The organism is Pseudomonas sp. C9D1, assembly GCF_056491235.1.
In genome coordinates this window covers 4,054,387-4,075,819 of sequence record NZ_JBSZIE010000002.1, presented here as the reverse complement: position 1 = coordinate 4,075,819, position 21,433 = coordinate 4,054,387, and the positions used below count along the sequence as shown (strand labels likewise).

Below are 21,433 nucleotides of genomic sequence, written 5' to 3'. Positions count from 1 at the left end.
AGTGTACCCGAACAACTTTTGAGACACATAGGGTCGTTGCGTGACCATATGTTATCGATAAGTCACAATTCGCAACCCGGATGAAAAGGGCCCGCACATGGCGGGCCCCTGGATACACCGAGATTAGACGCTTAGAGCGCGAACTGGTCGGCCGGCAGGGCCATCAGGCAGTCGCTGCCCGCCTCGACCCCGGCCTGATGGGCGGTGGTGCGGGGCAGCAGGCGCTTGAAGTAGAAGTCGAAGGTGGCGAGCTTGGTCTGGTAGTACGCCGCCTCGCTGGTACCGGCGTCGAGCTTGGCCTGGGCGACCACGGCCATCTGCAGCCAGAACCAGGCGAGCACGATGTAGCCGGAGTACATCAGGTAGTCGACGGAGGCGGCGCCCACTTCGTCCGGGTTCTTCATCGCGGCCATGCCGACCTTCTGGGTCAGCTCGCCCCACTGCTGGTTGAGCCGTGCCAGTTCGGCGGCCTGTGCCTTGAACTGCGGGTGCTCGGCCTGGGCCAGGCAGAACTTGTGCACGCGCTTGGTGAAGCCGCGCAGCAGCTTGCCCTGGCTACCGAGCACCTTGCGACCAAGCAGGTCGAGGGCCTGGATTCCGTTGGTGCCTTCATAGATGGGAGCGATGCGGCAGTCGCGCACCAGTTGCTCCATGCCCCACTCGCGGATATAGCCGTGGCCGCCGAACACCTGCATGCCGAGGTTGGTGGCTTCGAGGCCGGTCTCGGTCATGAAGGCCTTGCAGATGGGGGTGAGGAAGGCCAGCAGGTCATCGGCTTCCTGCCGCTGCTCGGTGTCCTGGCTGCCGTGGGCGATATCCAGCAGTTGCGCGGTGAAGTAGGAGAGCGCGCGGTTGCCTTCGTTGAACGCCTTCATGGTCAGCAGCATGCGGCGCACGTCGGGGTGCACGATGATCGGGTCGGCGGCCTTTTCCGGGGCTTTCGGCCCGGTCAGTGCGCGCATCTGCAGGCGGTCGTTGGCGTAGCGCACGGCGCCCTGGTAGCTGGCCTCGCCGAGGCAGAGGCCCTGCATGCCGGTGCCCAGGCGGGCGTGGTTCATCATGGTGAACATGCAGTTGAGGCCCTTGTTGGCCTCGCCGATCAGGTAGCCGGTGGCGGAGTCGAAGTTCATCACGCAGGTGGCGGAGGCCTTGATACCCATCTTGTGCTCGATGGAGCCACAGGACACGGCGTTGCGCGCACCGACGGCACCGTCGGCGGCGGGCATGAACTTGGGCACGATGAACAGCGAGATGCCCTTGGTGCCGGCGGGCGCATCGGGCAGTTTGGCGAGGACGAGGTGAACGATGTTCTCGCTCATGTCGTGCTCGCCGGCGGAGATGAAGATCTTGGTGCCGCTGACCGCATAGCTGCCGTCGGCCTGGGGCACGGCGCGGGTCTTGATGATGCCGAGGTCGGTGCCGCAATGGGGCTCGGTGAGGCACATGGTGCCGGTCCAGCGGCCTTCGGTCATGCGGGTGAGGTAGGTCTGCTTCTGCTCTTCGGTGCCGTGGGCGTGGATGGCCGACATGGCGCCGTGGGTGAGACCGGGGTACATGGCCCAGGACTGGTTACTGGAGGCGACCATCTCGCTGATGATCAGCCCGAGGGAGTGCGGCAGGCCCTGGCCACCGTAGGCCGGGTCGGCGGCCAGGCCGTTCCAGCCCCCTTCCACGTACTGGGCGAAGGCTTCCTTGAAGCCCTTGGGCGTGGTCACCACGCCGTCGTTCCACTGGCACTCTTCTTCGTCGCCGGAACGGTTGATGGGCGAGAGCACCTGCTCGCAGAACTTGGCACCCTCTTCGAGAATCGCCGAGACCATGTCCGGGGTGGCGTCGCTGGCACCGATGGCGGCGTAGGTGGCCGGGAAATCGAAGACTTCGTCGATGAGGAAGCGCATGTCGCGCAGGGGGGCCTTGTACTCGGGCATGGCAGGTTCTCCGTCGGGTGAGCGCCATGGTCGGCGCCAATCATCCGACCCTACTGCTCAAGCCGCAGCCGGACAACGACGCTGCAAGCGCTGAATGCATCGCCATAACCTGCGGTCTACGTGGCGGCCCGCTTCACCCGCACGGCGCCGCGACGGTTCTGCCCGTGCAGGAAGACCCGGTTGCGGCCGGCGCTCTTGGCGCTGTAGAGGGCCTGGTCCGCCACCTTGATGACTTCCTCCGGCGTGCGCTGTTCGGCGTCACGCTCGGCCACGCCGATGCTGATGGTCACCGAGACGCTCTGCCCGGCACCGCCGCTGCGCTTGCTGCGGCCCTGCTCGTCGCTCTTGGGGCGGCTGTCCTTGTCGCGCAACTGCATGCTGTAGTTCTCGATGGCTTCGCGTATCGCCTCCAGGTGCGGCTGGCATTCCTCCATGGTCTTGCCGGTGAAGACGATGGTGAATTCCTCGCCGCCATAGCGATACGCCTTGCCACCGCCGGTGACCTTCTTCAGGCGGCTGGCGACCATGCGCAGCACCTGGTCGCCGACATCGTGGCCGTAGGTGTCGTTGAATTTCTTGAAGTGGTCGACGTCGGTCATCGCCAGCACGTAGTTGCGTCCGAGGCGCTGCAGGCGCTCGTTGAGGGCGCGGCGGCCGGGCAGCCCGGTGAGCTCGTCACGGAAGGCCATCTGGTAGGCCTCGTGGGCCACCGAGGCGGTGAGCGCGAGCATCGCCAGGCTGCTCATGGCATGCAGTGCATGGGGCAGGACGAAGACCTTGGGCAGCATCCACCAGATGCCCAGCAGCGCCAGGAGCTGGGCGGCATGTTGCGGCCTGGGCTGGCGCACATAGATGACCGCCAGGGCGATCAACGCGCCGACGAAGGCGAAGTAGGAAAGCTGGATCAGGCTCATCCAGGTGCCATGCAGCAACGGCCAGTGCACGGCGGTGAGCGCAGGCAGCACGGATTCGGGGTAGCTGCGACCAAGCGCGACGGCAACGCCGACCACGGCGAGCATCACCGCAGCGCGGGCGACGAAGTCCTGCAGCAGATGGGTGCGCTCCTGCCAGCAACCGAACAGGCCGAACAGCAGGGGCAGCAGCAGGCTGCAGAGGTGGAACACCAGGGCCGCGTCTTCGCGGACCACGCGTTCGGTCTGGTAGTAGTCGACCTGGGTGTCGAGCAGGTAGTAGGCGAGGTAGAGGATCAGCAGCAGGAACAGCTGGCGCAGGCGGCCGTAGGCGGCGCAGAACGAACCGCCGAGCAGCAGCAGGAGCGTGGGCAGCACGTTGAACAGCGAGACGAAGAACTCCGTCATGACCGTCAGCGAGCCCATCACGCCGCCGGCCAGGATCAGGGCCAGGGGCGGGACGAAATGACTGACGCGAAAGGACGAGAAAGACCGCACTGATGCTGATCCAGACAGGTATCGAAGGGGGTGGGCGAGCTGGCCATATGATTGCATTTCTGCAGGGGCCACGCATCCGTCTGCGCGACGAAACGCCCCTATTCGCGCCCTCTTGGCCGAGGTTGCGGGCACATTCACACGCCCATGAAAAAGCCCGCCTTGCGGCGGGCTTCTTCGTACAGCGCTAAGCCTTAGTAACCGAGGGCGAAGTCTTCTTCGGCCAGGTCCATCAGGTTGTTGGCGCCGGACAGCATGGTTTCAACATGGGTACGGGTACGCGGCAGGATGCGCTTGAAGTAGAAACGCGCGGTCTGCAGCTTGGCCTTGTAGAAGGCGGCGTCGCCTTCGCCGGCAGCGATCTTCTCGGCAGCCAGGCGAGCGATGTCGGCCCAGAAGTAAGCCAGGCAGGCGTAACCGGAGTACATCAGGTAGTCCACGGAGGCGGCGCCGACTTCTTCGCGATCTTTCATCGCAGCCATGCCGACCTTCATGGTGATGTCGCCCCACTCCTTGTTCAGCTTGGCCAGCGGCTCGACGAATTCCTTGACGGCTTCGTTGCCTTCGTTGGCCTGGCAGAACTTGTGCACGATCTTGGTGAAGCCCTTCAGCGCTTCGCCCTGGGTCATGAGGATCTTGCGGCCCAGCAGGTCCAGAGCCTGGATGCCGGTGGTGCCTTCGTACAGCATGGAGATGCGGCTGTCGCGAACGTTCTGCTCCATGCCCCACTCGGCGATGAAGCCGTGGCCGCCATAGATCTGTACGCCGTGGTTGGCCGACTCGAAGCCGACTTCGGTCATGAACGCCTTGGCGATCGGGGTCAGGAAGGCCAGCAGCGCGTCGGCGGCTTTCTTCTCTTCCTCGTTCTGGCTGTATTTGACGATGTCGACCTGCTTGGCGGTGAAGTACACCATCGCGCGGTTGCCTTCGGCGAAAGCTTTCATGGTCAGCAGCATGCGACGCACGTCCGGGTGGACGATGATCGGGTCAGCGGGCTTCTCGGGCGCTTTCGGGCCGGTCAGAGCACGCATCTGCAGACGCTCGCGAGCGTATTTCAGGCCACCCTGGAAACCGATTTCGGCGTGGGCCAGGCCTTGCAGCGCGGTACCCAGGCGAGCGGTGTTCATGAAGGTGAACATGCAGTTCAGGCCTTTGTTCGCCGGGCCGATCAGGAAACCGGTAGCGCCGTCGAAGTTCATCACGCAGGTGGCGTTGCCGTGGATACCCATCTTGTGTTCGAGGGAACCGCACGCAACGGCGTTGCGCTCGCCCACGCCGCCTTCGGCGGTCGGCAGGAACTTCGGCACGATGAACAGGGAGATGCCTTTGGTGCCGGCCGGTGCATCGGGCAGGCGGGCCAGGACGATATGGACGATGTTGTCGGCCATGTCGTGTTCACCGGCGGAGATGAAGATCTTGGTGCCGGTGACTTTGTAGGAACCATCGGCCTGGGGCTCGGCCTTGGTGCGCAGCATGCCCAGGTCGGTACCGCAGTGCGGTTCGGTCAGGCACATGGTGCCGGTCCACTCGCCGGATACCAGCTTGGTCAGGTAGGTGTGTTTCTGGTCGTCGGTGCCGTGGGCGGACAGGGTGTTCATCGCGCCGTGGGACAGGCCGGGGTACATGCCCCAGGACCAGTTGGCTTCGCCGACCATTTCGCTGATGGCCAGGCCGAGCGACTCGGGCAGGCCTTGGCCGCCGTGGTCGACGTCATGGGCCAGGCTCGGCCAGCCGCCTTCGACGAACTGCTTGTAGGCTTCCTTGAAGCCGGTCGGGGTCTTCACGCCGGACTCGCTCCAGGTGCAACCCTCGATGTCACCCACGCGGTTCAGCGGAGCGATCACCTGCTCACAGAACTTCGCACCTTCCTCGAGAATGGCGTCAACCATGTCCGGGGTGGCGTCCTGGCAGCCAGGCAGGCTCTGATAGTGCGCTTCGTAGCCGAGCAGCTCGTCACGTACGAAACGGATATCACGCAAGGGGGCCTTGTAATCAGGCATAGCAGTAAACCTCTACGGTGGGTTCCTAGTTAAGGTGACCGGCACATCGGTCGCTTACAACATCACGGTAGTCGCTGTGGGCTGCGCGGAAGCCGCCCGACAATCAAACAGGTGTTTGAAACATACGTTTACGCCAATCCCTTGTCAAGCATCCGCCTGTCGCGGCTCAGGCGCGGATATCCAGCAGGGGCCCGGGCGCGTCGGAGCGAGCGACCTGGAGGTAGAGCCCAAGCTCCTGATTGGCGCCCGGTGGGGACGATTCGGAGGCGTCGTCCGTCTCGGCGCGCGCCTCGGCCTTGCGAGCGGTTTCCTCGGCGGCTTCCTCGCGGCGCAGCTGGCCGAGCTCGACCAGCGCCTGAGCGGCCTTAGCGGCAGCCTCGGCGGCGACGCGGCGGTCCTGTGCGGAGGGATCGGCCGGCGCCAGCGCCGCGCGTTGCACCACCTCCATCTTGCGCAAGGTGGCCTCGGGATCGCCGGCCACGGCACTGACGTCGATCCCCACTTCGCCGCCCACGGCATAGGATTGGCCGTCCGGCCCGCGCTTGAAGGTGTAGCTGGGTGAGCCCGCGTAGGCGGCACCTACCGAGGCATGGGCCTGCTCATGGGCGCGGACTTCTCGGTCCCGCGCGGCCAGCTCGGCGATTTCCTGCAGGTCCTGTTGCTCCTGCTGACGGGTCTGGCGCGTGGCGGATGCACCTGCGCCGCGCGCATCGGCAGCACGCGTTTCGGATGAGGAAGCCAGTTCGCCGGAAGAGGCGGGATCACGAAGGGGGGAAGAGGATTCGGCTGCAACGCTGTCAACCGCGCCGCGCGTAGGCAGGAGCGTCCTCGCCGACGAAGGGAGATATGCAGCACTGCCGATCCGCATGGGGCCCTCCCTGCCCGCGCCAGGCCACCGCCGCTATCGCAGTCGGGAAGCCGTCAGTCAGGCACGGGTGTCGATCAGGGTTCCGAGTACATCGTCAGCGGTCTTGATCACCTGCGCCCCGGCTTCCGCCTGGAACTTGCCGACGTTGAGGTCCACCAGGTTGCTTGCCTGGTCGGCACCGTTGAATTCCTGCACGCGGGCGCTGGGGGCCTGCTGGTTGCGCTGCACGGACGAGCCTGCGATATCCGCACCAGCCTGGTCGATACGACGCTGGCCAGACTGCAGAGCACTCAATCCTGCGCTGAAGGCACTACCGGAGATTTCCATCACCAACCCCGAAACAAGAGATTAACGACCTAATTGAAGCAGAAAACGCCTAAAAAACGTACAAACAAAAGGCTATCAACTTCGGATCGCTTATAGCCCAAGCGGGGCGAGGTCCAGCCAGGCGGCAACGGCGCCGGGTGTCGGGGCGTCGAGGCGCGGGATACGGCCCAGGCAAGGTGCCGGAAGACGTTCTGCCAAGGTGGCCAAGTTCTCTTCCAGGCGCGAGGTATCAGGGTCCACCAGGTTGGCCACCCAGCCGGCGAGCGGCAGTCCATCCCGCAGGATCGCCTCAGCGCTGAGCAGTGCATGGTTGATGCAGCCCAGGCGTACGCCGACCACGAGGATCACCGGCAGGCCCAGGGCAATCGGCAGGTCGGACAGGTTGGCCCGGTCCGCCAGGGGCACCCGCCAGCCACCCGCCCCTTCCACCAGGGTGAAGTCGGCGCCTTTGTCGAGAATCCGCCGCACCGGGACCGAGAGCGCGGCCAGGTTCAGCTCGACACCGGCTTCGCGGGCAGCCAGATGCGGGGCGATGGCGGGCTCGAAGGCCAGCGGGTTGATCTCCTCGTAGGCCAGCGGCAGCGAGCACTCGCCCAGCAGTGCCAGGGCGTCTTCGTTGCGCAGGCCATCGGCGGTAGCCAGGCAACCGGACGCCACCGGCTTGCTCGCCGCCGTGGACAGCCCGGCCCGGCGCGCGGCATGCAGCAGGCCAGCAGCCACCGTGGTCTTGCCGATCTCGGTGTCGGTACCGGCGATGAAGAAGGCAGCGGCCATTCAGGAATCCTTGCGCAGCAGGCCGTGGACGACCTGATAGGTAACGGGCAGGCCGGCGTCATCGCGGCGACGCTCGTAGGCGTCGATCAGGGCGAGCATGCGCGCCCGGCCGGTCAGGCCACCGGGCCGACCGGGGTTGAGATTGTGCGCACCCAGCGCCTTGAGCTCATGGGTCAGGCTGCGCAGGTCGGGGAAATGCAGGGTTCGCGGGCGACGTTCGAGCTGCAGCGGAGTCAGTCCGCTTGCGCCGCAAAGCGCCTGGTAGCGCTGGAACTCACGGAAGCGGTTGACGTGGACGAAGCCGTCCACCTCCTGCCAGCTGTCGCGCAGCTCCTGCAGGGTGCCGACACAGAGGCTGCTGAACACCAGCAGTCCACCCGGGCGCAACACCCGCCGCGCCTCGGCCAGCACCGCCGCGAAATCGCCGCACCACTGCATCGCCAGGCTGCTGAACACCAGGTCCAAGCAACCATCTGCCAGCGGCAGGCGCTCGGCATCGCCCGCCGCGAAATACCGCGCGCCCCCCAGCGGTTGCGCGTGCTGCAACATGCCTTCGGCGATATCCATCGCCAGGCCGGACGAAGCTGGGAAGCGCTGCGCCAGCTGGCGCGAGAAGTACCCGGTGCCGCAGCCCAGGTCGAGCCAGCGCTCAGGAGCAAAGTGCTTGGGCAGGCTGTCGAGCAGGGCACCGCCGACGGCGCGCTGCAATTCGGCCACGCTGTCGTAGCTGGCCGCTGCGCGGGAGAAAGAGGCCGCTACCTGGCGCTTGTCCGGCAGGGTCGAAGTTTCCTGGGGAGCACAGGGCAGAGGCAGGGCAACGGATTCAGACATCTTCACCTTCGAACATGAACGCCAGCATCGCTTCGGCGACCGCATCCGGGCACTCCACCGGCAGGCCGTGGCTGGCCTCACGGATGATCGACGCCTCCACGTCCGGTAACCAATCCAGCAACGCCTGGCAGGCGGCGGCGGGCACCAGCGCATCGCGGCCGGCGAACAGGTGCAGCTGGGGGCCGCTGTAGGCACGCAGGGCGCCACGGGTATCCAGCCCGGCCAGCAGTTGCAGGCCGGCCTCCAGTACTTCGAATGGCGTCGACGGCTGGGTGACCTGCAGTTGCCGCGCCAGGGTGCGCGGGTCCTTGGCACCCTGGCTCACCAGCATGCGGAAGCGCTTGAGGGTCAACTCGGGGTCAAGGCCGAAGGCTTCGTGGAAGGCAGCGAAGACCTCGCCGGGCATGGCGCTCGGCCAATCGTCGCGGGCACGGAAACACAGGTTGCTGGCCAGCCCGATGAGCCCGCGGCATGCCCCATCGCGCCGTGCCGCCAATTGCGCCGCCAGCATGCCGCCCAGGGACCAGCCGGCCAGCCAGCAGTCGCTCGGCAGGCGCGCATCGAGTTCGTCGAGCCAGGCTTCCGGCTCCGCCAGGTCGGGCAGCGCTTCGATCTCGATGTTCAGGTGCGGCGCTCGCTCGGACAGGGCATCGCGCAGCGGCTCCAGGGCCGCCGGGCCCAGCGCCCAGCCGGGCAGCAGGATCAATCGATCACGCATCGGTTCTTCCTTCCTTAGCCAGAATGTTCCAGCTTTCGGACAACGCCAGGAGCAACAGTTCCAGCTGGGCCTCGCTGTGGGAGGCGCTAAAGGTCACCCGCAGGCGCGCGCTGCCGGCCGGCACCGTGGGCGGGCGGATGGCGCCGACGAGAATGCCGCGCTCGCGCAGCAGGGCCGCGAGCCTCAGGGCCCGGGCGCTGTCGCCGACGAGGATCGGCTGGATCGGCGTCGGGCTGTCCATCAACGTCAGGCCGATCTCGGCGGCGCCCTCGCGGAAGCGCTGGATCAGCCCGTTCAGGTGCTCGCGGCGCCAGCTCTCCTTCTGCAGCAGCTCGAGGCTCTTGAGCGTGGCGCAGGCCACAGCGGGCGGCTGGCTGGTGGTGTAGATGTAAGGGCGGGCGAACTGCACCAGCGTCTCGATCAGCTCCTCGCTGCCGGCGACGAAGGCACCGGCGGTGCCGAAGGCCTTGCCCAGGGTGCCCACCAGCACGGGCACGTCTTCCAGGCCGAGGCCGAAGTGCTCGACGATGCCGCCGCCCGTGGCGCCCAGGGGACCGAAGCCGTGGGCGTCGTCGACCATCACCCAGGCGCCCTTCTCCCTGGCCTTGGCGCAGAGCGCAGGCAGGTCGGCGAGGTCGCCGTCCATGCTGAACACACCGTCGGTGACCACCAGGGTGTTGCCTTCCGCCTTCTCCAGGCGCGAAGCCAGGCTGCCCACATCGTTGTGCAGGTAGCGGGAAAAACGTGCCCCGGAGAGCAGGCCCGCGTCCAGCAGCGAGGCGTGGTTGAGGCGATCCTCCAGCACGCTGTCGCCCTTGCGCACCAGGGCAGTGACGGCGCCCAGGTTGGCCATGTAGCCGGTGGAGAACAGCAGCGCGCGCGGCCGACCGGTGAACTCGGCCAGGGCCAGCTCCAGTTCGTGGTGCGGTCCGCTATGGCCGATCACCAGGTGCGAGGCACCCCCACCGGCACCCCAGCGCTCGGCACCGGCACGCAGCGCGGCAATCACCTCGGGGTGGTTGGCCAGGCCCAGGTAGTCGTTGGAACAGAAGGCGAGCACCGCCCGGCCATCCACCACCGCCTCGGGCCCCTGGGGGCTTTCCAGCAGGGGGCGCTGGCGGTAAAGGTCGGCGGCGCGGCGCTCGGCGAGTCGGTAAGCGAGATTGAAGGGCATAGAAAGCTCGAAGCGGGAAGCTAGAAGCTGAAAGCCCGAGCCACCCGCTTCAAGCTTCCGGCTTCAGGCTTCCAGCTCGCCGTCTTTAAACAGCAGCGTTATAGAAGAGCTTGGAGTCTCTCTGCTCCACCAGCGCCTGTTCGATGGCGGCCTGGTGCACTTCGTCGGCGTGTTCTTCGCGCTCTTCCGGCTTGATGCCGAGGCGAGCGAAGAGCTGCATGTCCTTGTCCGCCTGGGGGTTGGCGGTGGTCAGCAGTTTTTCGCCGTAGAAGATGGAGTTGGCGCCGGCCATGAAGGCTAGGGCCTGCATCTGCTCGTTCATCTGCTCGCGGCCTGCGGAGAGGCGTACATGGGACTTCGGCATCATGATGCGCGCCACGGCCAGGGTGCGGATGAAGTCGAACGGGTCGACGTCCTTCTCTTCGGCCAGCGGCGTGCCCTTGACCTTGACCAGCATGTTGATCGGCACCGACTCCGGGTGCTCCGGCAGGTTGGCCAGCTGGATCAGCAGGCCGGCGCGGTCGTCCACCGACTCGCCCATGCCGAGGATGCCGCCGGAACAGATCTTCATCCCCGCCTCGCGCACGTAGGCCAGGGTCTGCAGGCGCTCACTGTAGGTGCGGGTGGTGATGATGTTGCCGTAGAACTCCGGCGAGGTATCGAGGTTGTGGTTGTAGTAGTCCAGCCCGGCATCGGCCAGCGCCTGGGTCTGCTCCTGGTCGAGGCGGCCGAGGGTCATGCAGGTCTCGAGGCCGAGCTTCTTCACGCCCTTCACCATCTCCAGCACGTAGGGCATGTCCTTGGCGGAAGGGTGCTTCCAGGCGGCGCCCATGCAGAAGCGCGTGGAGCCGATGGCCTTGGCCTCGGCAGCGGCCTGCAGGACCTTCTGCACCTCCATCAGCTTTTCCTTGTCCAGGCCGGTGTTGTAGTGGCCGGACTGGGGGCAGTACTTGCAGTCTTCGGGGCAGGCGCCGGTCTTGATCGACAGCAGGGTGGAAACCTGCACGCGATTCGGGTCGAAGTGGCTGCGATGCACGGTCTGCGCCTGGAACAGCAGGTCATTGAAGGGTTGCTCGAACAGCGCCCGCACTTCGGCGAGGGACCAGTCGTGGCGGGTGGAGATGGCTGCGGTTGCACTCATGGGAGCTTCCTTCGACGCGTGGATCGCGCCTCTTGTAAGGGGAAATCCCGACGGCGAGCGCGGGAATTCAGGCTGATGGGCATCTTGATTTTGGGGTATGACGCTGTCAACCGAAAATTCGACACAGGTTTACATCTGGTTATTTATTAACCACAAAGAACCCTTGGCTGCCGTTTGGATCAAAGACCCTGACGGTCCTGAACGCATAAGGAATGAGCATGGGTAACGACGGTTTCTTCAGTTGGCTGGGCGAGGCGATCGGCAAGGTGATCCGCTTCATCGTGGACCTCCTTTCCACCGTCCTCGGCGGCGTCTGGGCGGCCATGGACGACTTTCTCCACGGCCTCGCGCGGGCCATCGGCATGGATGTGTCGATCTTCAGCTTCGTCGTACTCATTCTCGGCCTGCTCCTGCTGTTCAGCGGCGTACGCGCATTGCTGCGAAAGGGCATCATCAGCGGCCTGATCCTCATCTTCCTCGGCCTGGTCGTCATGAGCTGGCTGATTCACTGACCTCGCCCACGGAGGGGCGCCATGGACAGGATCGTCCACCTGCTGCGCCACCTCGTCACCCCATCCCCGACCTGCGCGCTATGCGGCGCGTGGGCGAGCGGCGGCACCTTGCCCATCTGCCCCGGCTGCGAAGGCGACCTCCCCTGGCTGGACGGCTGTTGCAGCGTCTGCGCCCTGCCCCTCCCCGCCCACGGGCTGGTGTGCGGCGAATGCCTGAAGCAGCCACCCGCCTTCGATGCCGCCCACATCGCCTGGCGCTATGACTTCCCGGTAGACAGCCTCATCACCCGCTTCAAGCACCAGGCCCAATGGCCCTTGGGGCGCCTGCTGGCGGAGCTGCTGGCCAACCACCTGCAACGGACCCAGGCCGCAGGTGAACCCCGCCCCGATGCCCTGCTCGCGGTGCCGCTGGCCGCCCGGCGCCAACGCCAGCGCGGCTTCAACCAGGCGCAGATGCTCGCCCACTGGCTTGGCCGTCAACTTCGCCTGCCCGTGCACGACGACTGGCTACTCCGCGCCCTCGACACCCCCGCCCAGCAAGGCCTGGACGCCGCCACCCGCAAGCGCAACCTGCGCGGCGCCTTCCAGCTCGCCAGGCACGCCGCGCCGAGCGGGCTGCACCTGGCCCTGGTGGATGACGTGCTGACCACCGGCACCACCGCGCAATACCTCGCCCAGTTGCTGAAACGCGCCGGCGCCGCACGGGTCGACATCTATTGCCTGGCCCGCACGCCCAAACCCGGCAGCACGCCCTGAGTGCTTGACTGAAGCGTCAGACTCACTCAGCCTGCTGCGCCATATTCACCAGCAGTTATCCGCCATGAGCCAGCTCACGCCCCTGACCCAGCAACTGACCCGCCGCCCGCAGCGCATGGCCCTGCTGGAGCAGATCGGCGTGCAGGGCTCGATCACCCGCGCGGCCAAGGCCGCGGGGCTGAGCTACAAGGCCGCGTGGGACGCCATCGACGAACTCAACAACCTTTCCGAGAAGCCCCTGGTCGAACGCAGCGTCGGCGGCAAGGGCGGCGGCGGTGCACGGCTGTCCGCCGAGGGCGAGCGCCTGCTGGCCCTATTCAAACGCATGGAAAGCCTGCAGGCGCGTCTGCTGGAAAGCGCCGAAAGCGAGCAGGACCTTGAGCGCCTCGGCCGCCTGATGCTGCGCACCAGCGCCCGCAACCAGCTCAGCGGCAAGGTCGTTGCGCTGCACGCCCAGGGTCGCAACGACGTGGTGGAGATCGAACTCCCCGGTGGTGCGAGCATGCGCGCGCAGATCACCCATGACAGCAGCGAAAAACTGGAGCTCGCCCCCGGCGGCGGCGTGATCGCCCTGATGAAGGCCGGCTGGCTCAGCGTACAGTCCCTGGGCGCTACGCCCGACCCGCAGATGAACGCCCTGGAAGGCCGCATCGAAGCGATCCTGCCCGATGACGAAGGCCCCAGCGAAGTGCGCATCACCCTGGCCAGCGGCCAGACCCTGTGCGCCCTGGCCGAAGCCCAGCAACTCAAGGCCGATGGCCTGCAGCCCGGCAGCATGGCCCGCGCCCAGTTCTCCCCCAGCCAGGTTCTGCTCGGCACCCCGCTCTGAGATGCGCTCCTTATAGATAGATAGGCCGCCCCACTGGTGCCATTGGCGCTAGACTTGCCGCCCAATCCATCGGAGCCACCCATGTCCCATCCCTTCGCCGAACTGACCCCCGACCTGGTGCTCGATGCAGTGGAGAGCCTGGGCTACCTCAGTGACGCCCGCGTGCTGGCCCTGAACAGCTACGAAAACCGCGTCTACCAGGTCGGCATCGAGGACGAGCAGCCGCTGATCGCCAAGTTCTATCGCCCGCAACGCTGGACCGACGCCGCGATCCGCGAAGAGCACGCCTTCAGCGCCGAGCTCGCCGAACATGAAGTCCCGGTGGTGGCCCCGCTCTCCCGGGATGGCGAAACCCTGTTCGAACATGCCGGCTTCCGCTTCGCCCTGTTCCCCCGTCGCGGCGGCCGCGCCCCCGAGCCCGGCAACATGGACCAGCTCTACCGCCTCGGCCAGCTGCTCGGCCGCCTGCATGCGGTGGGTGCCGTGCGCCCCTTCGAACACCGCGAGACCCAGACCGTCCAGGCCTTCGGCCACGACTCGCTGCACACCCTGCTGGAAGGCGGCTTCGTGCCCAAGAGCCTGCTGCCGGCCTATGAGTCCGTCGCCCGCGACCTGCTCAAGCGCCTCGACCAGCGCTTCGGCGAGGTGCGCTACACAGCCATCCGCCTGCATGGCGACTGCCACCCCGGCAACCTGCTGTGCCGTGACGAAACCTTCCACATGGTCGACCTCGACGACTGCCGTATGGGCCCAGCGGTGCAAGACCTGTGGATGATGCTGGCCGGCGAGCGCCACGAACGCCTGACGCAGCTTTCCGAGCTGGTGGACGGCTACCAGGAATTCCACGACTTCGACCCGCGCGAACTGCCCCTCATCGAAGCCCTGCGCGCCCTGCGCCTGATGCACTACAGCGCCTGGCTGGCGCGGCGCTGGGACGACCCGGCCTTCCCCATGAGCTTCCCCTGGTTCGGCAGCGAGCGTTACTGGGGCGACCAGGTGCTGATCCTGCGCGAGCAACTCTCGGCGATGGATGAAGAGCCGTTGCGGCTGTTCTGACGCACGAGGCTGCGGGCGGTGCACGCATGCACCGCCCTGCCGGTCGCGTCGTAACGTATTCCTTACGCTTGGATTGACTGAGCTGCACTAGAAGATCCTGAGCACACAGACAAGTCGGCCAGGCGGCCTCTAGAATGTCGGACCTTTCGTTAGCGACCTAAGCAAGGACCCTGCATGGCCACCGCCAACCCGCGTCGCGGGTACATCCTCGGCCTGACCGCCTACATCATCTGGGGCCTGTTCCCCATCTACTTCAAAGCCATCCAGGCCGTCCCTGCCCTAGAGATCATCGTCCATCGCGCGGTCTGGTCCGCCGTGTTCGGCGCCCTCCTGCTGCTGGTGTGGAAGCACCCCGGCTGGCTGCGTGAGCTGCGGGCCAACCCGAAACGCTTCGGCATCCTCGCCGCCAGCGGCATGCTGATCGCCTCCAATTGGCTGGTCTACGTCTGGGCGGTGAACAACGGGCGCATGCTCGAAGCCAGCCTGGGCTACTACATCAACCCGCTGGTGAACGTGCTGCTGGGAATGCTGCTGCTCGGCGAGCGCCTGCGTCGCCTGCAATGGCTCGCCGTGGGCCTGGCGACTGCGGGCGTGGCGCAGCAGATATGGCAAGTGGGCAGCCTGCCCTGGGTGTCCCTGACCCTGGCGCTGACCTTCGGTTTCTATGGGCTGATCCGCAAGCAGGCGCCGGTAGCCGCGCTGCCCGGGCTGGTGGTGGAAACCTGGCTGCTGCTGCCTATCGCGCTGGGCTGGCTGGCCCTGCACCCGGTGGCGCAGACCAGCCAGGTGGCGTTCTGGAGCACGCCCGAAGCCTTCTGGCTGATGGCCGCCGGCCCCATCACCCTGGTACCGCTGGTGTGCTTCAACGCCGCCGCCCGCCACCTGCCCTACACCACCCTGGGCTTCCTCCAGTACCTGGCGCCGACCTTGGTGATGCTGCAGGCCATCTTCCTCTATGGCGAACACTTCGACCCGAGCAAGCTCGTCGCCTTCTGCTTCATCTGGGCCGGCCTGCTCGTCTACAGCGTCGACGCCTGGTTCACCCTGCGTCGCAACGTCGGCTGAGCAGAAAACGAACGATCGGCTACAGGCCATGCAACGCGAGGCCTGTAGCCGTTTCTCCCAAGGTTATCCACAGCTCCATCCCCGCCCTTTGTGCACAAGCCGCTGATTTAGCTCGTTTTTCACCCAGGTAGCGGAAAGGCCCGCCCCGCGTGGCGCAGCCGTTACGCTCCCCAGGTTATCCACAGGCTTGCCCAGGTTTTCCGGGGATAGCGGCTCAGGACGCCTGGGGCTGCAGGTTGAGTTCCACCATCAGGTCGTCGGCCAGGGTCTCCAGGCGCCTCTGCAGCACATCCAGCGAAAGCGTCAGCGGCACCGCCAGCAACGCTTCGGCATGGAACAGCGGCTCGCTGCTCATGGGCGCGGGCTTCACCTCGGTCACCAGGCGCTCCAGGTTCACCCCCTCCTCGGACAGCAGCCGGGTGATATCGCGGACGATGCCGGGGCGATCGTTCCCCACCAGGTCCAGCAGGATCGGCTTCCAGGTGCAGGAGGGCTCGATGCCACTCTCCGCCAGCATCACCCGGATGCCGTGGGCGGCCAGGCCCTGCAGCCCTTCCACCAGTTCGTCATAGCCCTCGGCCGGTACCGCCACCCGCAGGATGCCGGCGAACTGCCCGGCCATGCGTGACATGCGGCTTTCCAGCCAGTTGCCGCCATGGGCGGCGATGCACTGGGCGACCCGTTCCACCAACCCGGGCTGATCCGGGGCGATTACCGTCAGTACCAGATGGTCCACGTTCTACTCCTTGCTTTAAGTGGGGCCGCCTCAGGCGAGGCTCAGCCAATAGGTCAGGTACACCTGATCACGCACGTAGCCCAGGCGCTCGTACAGGGCCTGGCCGGCCAGGTTGGTCTTCGCCGTCTCCAGCTGCAGGCCGCAGGCACCGGTGGCCTCGCCATGGGCACGCGCCGCGTTCATCAGCTCTTCGCCCACGCCTTGCCGGCGGGCATCGGGGGCGACGTACAGGTCGCTGAGCAACCAGGCCGGCGCCAGGGCCAGGGACGACATAAAGGGGTAGAGCTGCACGAACCCTTGCGCCCTGCCCTCCAGGCTACGCGCGATGAACAGCACCGAATCGCCGCGCGCCAGGCGGTCGCCGAGAAAATCACGCACCTCGCCCAGGGGGCGCGGCACTTCGTAGAAATCCAGGTAGCCGGAAAAGAGTGCGGCGAGCTCATCGATATCGGCAGCGGTTACGGCATGCACAGCCATGGTGGAACTCCGTTTTTTGTAGTGGGAGGAGTATAGAAAAGAGCTGGATGTAGTCCCGAAATCTACCTTCACAGCCTGCGGCGCTGGGTCGCAGGCACGTTTTTTCAGAAATCGTGTACGTTTTTAAGATTTATCTGGAACAATCACCCAGTTTTTTGAGAACATTCTGCCCCCGCTGTGACTGTAAGGCGTTTTCCGGTCGCATAGCGACGCACGCCCATGATTTTTACGACGGGTTCATGTAGTATGCCGCGGCTCGGACTACAAGCACTGGAGCATGGTCCGAAGCGGATATTGAGCAGAGTGAGGCAAGCAATGACTGAGCGCGTTCAAGTCGGTGGCCTGCAGGTCGCCAGAGTCCTGTTCGACTTCGTGAATAACGAAGCCATCCCCGGAACCGGCCTCAGCGCCGATAAGTTCTGGGCCGGAGCCGAAGCGGTCATCAATGACCTGGCGCCCAAGAACAAAGCCCTGCTCGCCAAGCGCGACGAACTCCAGGCGCAGATCGATGCCTGGCACCAGGCCCGCGCCGGCCAGGCCCACGATGCCGTGGCCTACAAGACCTTCCTTCAGGAAATCGGCTACCTGCTCCCCGAGCCGGCCGACTTCCATGCCACCACCACCAACGTCGACGAAGAAATCGCCCGCATGGCCGGCCCGCAGTTGGTCGTACCGGTGATGAATGCCCGCTTCGCGCTGAACGCCGCCAACGCCCGTTGGGGCTCGCTGTACGACGCGCTCTACGGCACCGACGTGATCAGCGAAGAGAACGGCGCCGAGAAGGGCAAGGGCTACAACAAGGTCCGTGGTGACAAGGTCATCGCCTTCGCCCGCGCCTTCCTCGACGAAGCCGCCCCGCTGCACGACGGCTCCCATGTCGACGCCACCGCCTACGCCATCAAGGACGGCGCCTTCGCCGTGACCCTGAAGGACGGCACCGCCACCGGCCTCAAGGACGCTGCCCAGTTCATCGCCTTCCAGGGTGATGCCGCAGCCCCGCAAGCCCTGCTGCTGAAGCACAACGGCCTGCACTTCGAAATCCAGATCGACGCCAACAGCCCCATCGGCAAGACCGATGCCGCTGGCGTCAAGGACGTGCTGATGGAAGCCGCCCTGACCACCATCATGGATTGCGAAGACTCCGTTGCCGCCGTCGACGCCGACGACAAGACCGTGGTCTACCGCAACTGGCTGGGCCTGATGAAAGGCGACCTGGCCGAGAGCGTGTCCAAGGGCGGCGAGACCTTCACCCGCACCATGAACCCCGACCGCGTCTACACCAAGGCCGACGGTTCCGAGCTGACCCTGCACGGCCGCAGTCTGCTGTTCGTGCGCAACGTCGGTCATCTGATGACCAACCCGGCCATTCTCGACGCCGCCGGCAACGAGATCCCGGAAGGCATCCAGGACGCGCTGTTCACCAGCCTGATCGCCCTGCACAACCTCAACGGCAACACCAGCCGCAAGAACACCCGCACCGGCTCGGTCTACATCGTCAAGCCGAAGATGCACGGTCCGGAAGAAGTCGCCTTCGCCGCTGAAATCTTCAGCCGCGTCGAGGATGTGCTCGGCATGCCGCGCAACACCCTGAAGGTCGGCATCATGGACGAAGAGCGCCGTACCACCATCAACCTCAAGGCGTGCATCAAGGCCGCCAGCGAGCGCGTGGTCTTCATCAACACCGGCTTCCTCGACCGCACCGGTGACGAAATCCACACCTCCATGGAAGCTGGCGCCGTCGTGCGCAAGGCCGCCATGAAGAGCGAGAAGTGGATCGGCGCTTACGAGAACAACAACGTCGACATCGGCCTGGCCACCGGCCTGCAAGGCCGCGCCCAGATCGGCAAGGGCATGTGGGCCATGCCCGACCTGATGGCCGGCATGCTCGAGCAGAAGATCGGCCACCCGCTGGCCGGCGCCAACACCGCCTGGGTGCCGTCGCCGACCGCCGCCACTCTGCACGCCCTGCACTACCACAAGGTCGACGTGTTCGCCCGTCAGGCCGAGCTGGCCAAGCGCACGCCCGCCTCGGTGGACGACATCCTGACCATCCCGCTGGCGCCCAACACCAACTGGAGCGCCGACGAGATCCAGAACGAACTGGACAACAACGCCCAGGGCATCCTCGGCTACGTAGTGCGGTGGATCGACCAGGGCGTCGGCTGCTCCAAGGTGCCGGACATCAACGATGTCGGCCTGATGGAAGACCGCGCCACCCTGCGTATCTCCAGCCAACTGCTGGCCAACTGGCTGCGCCACAACGTGGTCACCGAGGAGCAGATCCTCGCCAGCCTCAAGCGTATGGCCCCGGTGGTTGACCGTCAGAACGCCAACGACCCGCTGTACCGCCCGCTGGCCCCCAACTTCGACGACAACGTAGCCTTCCAGGCCGCGGTCGAACTGGTGGTCGAAGGCACCAAGCAGCCCAACGGCTACACCGAGCCGGTCCTGCACCGTCGTCGCCGCGAGTTCAAGGCGAAGAACGGCCTGTAAGCCGGGCTCCACAAAAAACCGCCCCTCGGGGCGGTTTTTTCATGCCTGTGAAAAGCCCTTCATCCCGGCAACAAGGGCAGCAGCTCCGCCTCGATCAATTGCAGCGGCCGCAGCGAACGCTGCACCCGGGCCACACCCAGCGCGCCTTCCAGGGCGGCGATCAGCAACCAGGCACGGCTCTCGGCGACAGCCGCCGGCACACCGTCCGCGCCCAGCGCCTGCTCGAACACGCCGTGCCAGCCATCCAGCGCGGCGCCGCAACGCTGGTGAACGCCGTTCAGCCCATCGTCGATGCTCAAGGTGGTGGCGAAGATCGGGCAGGACTCGGCGTAGCCCGACGCCTCCAGCCAACCGCGCAGTGTGGCGGTGAACCCCAGCAGGGCGTTGCGCGCATGGGGCGCCCGGCTTGCGGCCTGTTCGAGATGCGCACGCACCTCGCTGGCGACGAAGTCGATCGCCGCGCCGACGATCTCCGGCTTGCCATCGGGGAAGTAGTGATAGAGCGAACCCTTGGGCGTTTCCGAGCGCGCGATGATGTCGCCCAGGGCGGTGCCGAAATAGCCCTTGCTCGCCAGCAGTGAAGCGGTGGCGCGCACGACGCGATCGGCAGCGTTGGATTTCTTCGGCAAGGGAACCTCTCAAGGGCAGTGACGCGCGCCGGTCCCCCGGCGCGCGCAAAGCATGCCCGAGCTTCAGGGAATATGAAACACAGCGCTGGCGCGGGCCACGGGGTGCCCGCTGCTGCTCAGGTCGGCACTGGCGAAGGCCAGGCGCTGGCCGATCTTGTGGATCGCCGTGCGCACTTCCACCAGGTCGCCCAGGCGTGCCGCTCCGCAGAAGTCCAGGCTCAGGTTCACCGTGCCCATCGCCAGGGGCGGCTCCTGGGAGAAGGCCGTGGAGTAGCCCAGCGCGACATCCGCCAGGGTGCAGAGCAAACCACCATGGGCGGTGCCCCGCAGGTTGCAGTGCTTCTGCTGGATGCGCGCCGCGATGACCAGGCCGCCCTCCTCGTCGCGCCGGGAATACAGCGGGCCCAGCAGATCGAGGAAGGGGCTGCTGCGGAACAGCGGCTCGAAACCGGGAGGGATCGCGTCGTCCATCAGCGTCCGCCCTCGCCACCGACCTTGGCCACGCTGGCCAGGGCCACCGCCACCAGCTTCTCTTCGCCATTCCTGATCGCGAAGACCTCGGCGAAGGTGGCCAGGGACCGGCTCGATGCCTTCAGCACCCGCCCCCGGGCCAGCAACCGCTCACCCACCGCCGGCGCCAGCAGGTTGAGTTTGTACTCCGAGGTCACCACGTCCCCCGCCACCGAGGCCGCCGCCCAGGCGCAGGCGCTGTCGGCCATGAAGCCGACCACTGCGCCATGCACGAAGCCATGGTGCTGGTGCATCACCTCCGGCTTCACGTCGACTTCCAACTCGACGACGCCATCGCCCAGCGCATTGACGCGCGCGCCCATCAGCGCAGCGAAGGGGGTGGCGCGGATCACCGCCTCGAGTCTTTCCAGCAAACGCGGATTCTCACTCATGACACGTCCTCCTGAAGAAAATGGCCGGCCTTTTTATATAGACCGGTCTAACTATTTTGCTCAGAAAGCGATCACCCACAAGCAGGCGCAGGCCTGCATCAGGCCGGCGAATGCCAGGCCAACCAGCACCTTGATGAACGGAGGGAGGAAATGAAAAGCCGCCTCGCGGCGGCTTCAGGCGCTTTTCAGCGCGAGGATTTCGGCCTTGCCTTGCCTCGCCCTCACCGGCGGGCTCTTCGCCGGCGGAGCACCCAGCTCGTTGCGCACCAGCGTAACCAGGCGGCTGATATCCACGGGCTTGAGCAGGAAATCGAGCACCTTCAGGCGCATGGCCTCGATAGCGTCCTGCACATCGGCGTCACCGCTGGTGATGATCACCGGCAGGTCGGCACGTGCCGATTGGCGAACCTCGCGGACCAGCTCCAGGCCGCCGCCGCAGGGCAGGTGCAGCTCGGTCACCAGCAGGTCGATGGAGGGCCGCGCCAGCAGCAGCGCCAGTGCCTGCTCGGCGCTGCCGGCGGTGGTGCAGACGATGCCCTGGGCCAGCAACCGCTCGGCCAGGGCGTCACGCGCCGCCTCGTCGCCGTCCACCAGCAGGACGCTGGGCTGGGCGTTGGGCACGCGCACGAGCTCATCGAGGGCCTTCATCTCCTCCTGGCTCAGCAAGTCACCGTAGCTCATGGACTTCACCTCGTAGCGGCCGTTGCAGGCGCGCTGCTCCACACAAAACCGGAATGCGCGGGATTACGCCTGTGTGATAGCGGATGAACATAAGAGTTCCTGCACCCCCGCCGAACGGTACGAAAAACGA

General features: G+C 66.0%; 22 protein-coding genes. 6 read left to right on the top strand and 16 right to left on the bottom strand.

Going from position 1 to position 21,433, the window contains the following annotated elements:
* Nucleotides 1-131 precede the first annotated feature (131 nt).
* The 10 genes from ACXI0U_RS26635 to bioB all read right to left on the bottom strand — a co-directional run bounded on the left by ACXI0U_RS26635 (nt 132) and on the right by bioB (nt 11,167).
* Nucleotides 132-1,928, bottom strand: coding sequence for an acyl-CoA dehydrogenase C-terminal domain-containing protein (locus ACXI0U_RS26635; RefSeq protein WP_265170341.1), 1,797 nt, complete (start codon nt 1,926-1,928; stop codon nt 132-134).
* A 116-nt stretch (nt 1,929-2,044) separates the two neighbouring features.
* Nucleotides 2,045-3,337, bottom strand: coding sequence for a GGDEF domain-containing protein (locus ACXI0U_RS26630; protein ID WP_431483238.1), 1,293 nt, complete (start codon nt 3,335-3,337; stop codon nt 2,045-2,047).
* Nucleotides 3,338-3,528: 191 nt separating this feature from the next.
* Nucleotides 3,529-5,334: a phenylacyl-CoA dehydrogenase gene (locus tag ACXI0U_RS26625; protein ID WP_021222743.1), complete on the bottom strand. Its 1,806-nt coding sequence runs from the start codon at nt 5,332-5,334 to the stop codon at nt 3,529-3,531.
* 166 nt (nt 5,335-5,500) lie between these two features.
* Nucleotides 5,501-6,202, bottom strand: a complete 702-nt coding sequence (locus ACXI0U_RS26620; protein ID WP_431483237.1) for a putative metalloprotease CJM1_0395 family protein — start codon at nt 6,200-6,202, stop codon at nt 5,501-5,503.
* 57 nt (nt 6,203-6,259) lie between these two features.
* Nucleotides 6,260-6,529, bottom strand: coding sequence for a hypothetical protein (locus ACXI0U_RS26615; protein ID WP_271659769.1), 270 nt, complete (start codon nt 6,527-6,529; stop codon nt 6,260-6,262).
* A 90-nt stretch (nt 6,530-6,619) separates the two neighbouring features.
* A complete protein-coding gene (gene bioD / locus ACXI0U_RS26610; protein ID WP_431483236.1) occupies nt 6,620-7,303 on the bottom strand; it encodes a dethiobiotin synthase in 684 nt (227 codons plus the stop codon).
* Nucleotides 7,304-8,134 (bottom strand): malonyl-ACP O-methyltransferase BioC, encoded by an 831-nt coding sequence (gene bioC / locus ACXI0U_RS26605; RefSeq protein WP_479551039.1) that lies wholly within the window; start codon nt 8,132-8,134, stop codon nt 7,304-7,306. It lies immediately after the preceding gene.
* On the bottom strand, nt 8,127-8,852 hold the full coding sequence (locus ACXI0U_RS26600) for an alpha/beta fold hydrolase (RefSeq protein ID WP_431483234.1): 726 nt from the start codon (nt 8,850-8,852) through the stop codon (nt 8,127-8,129). Before ACXI0U_RS26600 ends, bioC begins: the two co-directional genes overlap by 8 nt.
* Nucleotides 8,845-10,026, bottom strand: coding sequence for an 8-amino-7-oxononanoate synthase (bioF, locus tag ACXI0U_RS26595; protein ID WP_431483233.1), 1,182 nt, complete (start codon nt 10,024-10,026; stop codon nt 8,845-8,847). Before bioF ends, ACXI0U_RS26600 begins: the two co-directional genes overlap by 8 nt.
* A gap of 85 nt (nt 10,027-10,111) precedes the next feature.
* The gene (bioB, locus tag ACXI0U_RS26590; protein ID WP_021222750.1) at nt 10,112-11,167 is read right to left on the bottom strand and encodes a biotin synthase BioB; all 1,056 of its coding nucleotides are present in this window, start codon (nt 11,165-11,167) and stop codon (nt 10,112-10,114) included.
* Nucleotides 11,168-11,385: 218 nt separating this feature from the next.
* Here bioB and ACXI0U_RS26585 point away from each other — a divergent pair, with 218 nt between their 5' ends.
* From ACXI0U_RS26585 to rarD, 5 genes are all read left to right on the top strand, one after another.
* Nucleotides 11,386-11,679: a hypothetical protein gene (locus ACXI0U_RS26585; protein WP_021222751.1), complete on the top strand. Its 294-nt coding sequence runs from the start codon at nt 11,386-11,388 to the stop codon at nt 11,677-11,679.
* Nucleotides 11,680-11,700: 21 nt separating this feature from the next.
* Nucleotides 11,701-12,435 carry a ComF family protein gene (locus ACXI0U_RS26580; RefSeq protein ID WP_431483232.1) on the top strand — a complete coding sequence of 245 codons (735 nt, stop codon included), beginning with the start codon at nt 11,701-11,703 and terminating at the stop codon, nt 12,433-12,435.
* Between the two features lie 64 nt (nt 12,436-12,499).
* Nucleotides 12,500-13,264 (top strand): TOBE domain-containing protein, encoded by a 765-nt coding sequence (locus ACXI0U_RS26575; protein ID WP_431483231.1) that lies wholly within the window; start codon nt 12,500-12,502, stop codon nt 13,262-13,264.
* 81 nt (nt 13,265-13,345) lie between these two features.
* Nucleotides 13,346-14,320 (top strand): serine/threonine protein kinase, encoded by a 975-nt coding sequence (locus tag ACXI0U_RS26570; RefSeq protein WP_374979654.1) that lies wholly within the window; start codon nt 13,346-13,348, stop codon nt 14,318-14,320.
* Nucleotides 14,321-14,494: 174 nt separating this feature from the next.
* Nucleotides 14,495-15,385 carry an EamA family transporter RarD gene (gene rarD, locus ACXI0U_RS26565; RefSeq protein WP_043245743.1) on the top strand — a complete coding sequence of 297 codons (891 nt, stop codon included), beginning with the start codon at nt 14,495-14,497 and terminating at the stop codon, nt 15,383-15,385.
* Between the two features lie 214 nt (nt 15,386-15,599).
* Here the strand turns inward: rarD and ACXI0U_RS26560 are convergent, their stop codons facing one another.
* Both ACXI0U_RS26560 and ACXI0U_RS26555 read right to left on the bottom strand, forming a co-directional pair.
* Nucleotides 15,600-16,121 (bottom strand): glycine cleavage system transcriptional repressor, encoded by a 522-nt coding sequence (locus ACXI0U_RS26560; protein ID WP_263402793.1) that lies wholly within the window; start codon nt 16,119-16,121, stop codon nt 15,600-15,602.
* Between the two features lie 30 nt (nt 16,122-16,151).
* Nucleotides 16,152-16,598, bottom strand: coding sequence for a GNAT family N-acetyltransferase (locus tag ACXI0U_RS26555; RefSeq protein ID WP_043245742.1), 447 nt, complete (start codon nt 16,596-16,598; stop codon nt 16,152-16,154).
* A gap of 315 nt (nt 16,599-16,913) precedes the next feature.
* Here ACXI0U_RS26555 and ACXI0U_RS26550 point away from each other — a divergent pair, with 315 nt between their 5' ends.
* Nucleotides 16,914-19,091 (top strand): malate synthase G, encoded by a 2,178-nt coding sequence (locus ACXI0U_RS26550; RefSeq protein WP_431483230.1) that lies wholly within the window; start codon nt 16,914-16,916, stop codon nt 19,089-19,091.
* Between the two features lie 59 nt (nt 19,092-19,150).
* Here the strand turns inward: ACXI0U_RS26550 and ACXI0U_RS26545 are convergent, their stop codons facing one another.
* The 4 genes from ACXI0U_RS26545 to ACXI0U_RS26530 all read right to left on the bottom strand — a co-directional run bounded on the left by ACXI0U_RS26545 (nt 19,151) and on the right by ACXI0U_RS26530 (nt 21,303).
* Nucleotides 19,151-19,720 (bottom strand): TetR/AcrR family transcriptional regulator, encoded by a 570-nt coding sequence (locus ACXI0U_RS26545; protein ID WP_431483229.1) that lies wholly within the window; start codon nt 19,718-19,720, stop codon nt 19,151-19,153.
* Between the two features lie 63 nt (nt 19,721-19,783).
* Nucleotides 19,784-20,191, bottom strand: coding sequence for a PaaI family thioesterase (locus ACXI0U_RS26540; RefSeq protein WP_431483228.1), 408 nt, complete (start codon nt 20,189-20,191; stop codon nt 19,784-19,786).
* Nucleotides 20,191-20,622 (bottom strand): PaaI family thioesterase, encoded by a 432-nt coding sequence (locus ACXI0U_RS26535; RefSeq protein WP_265170330.1) that lies wholly within the window; start codon nt 20,620-20,622, stop codon nt 20,191-20,193. Before ACXI0U_RS26535 ends, ACXI0U_RS26540 begins: the two co-directional genes overlap by 1 nt.
* A gap of 174 nt (nt 20,623-20,796) precedes the next feature.
* Nucleotides 20,797-21,303, bottom strand: coding sequence for a response regulator (locus tag ACXI0U_RS26530; protein ID WP_031289061.1), 507 nt, complete (start codon nt 21,301-21,303; stop codon nt 20,797-20,799).
* Between the last annotated feature and the right edge of the window lie 130 nt (nt 21,304-21,433).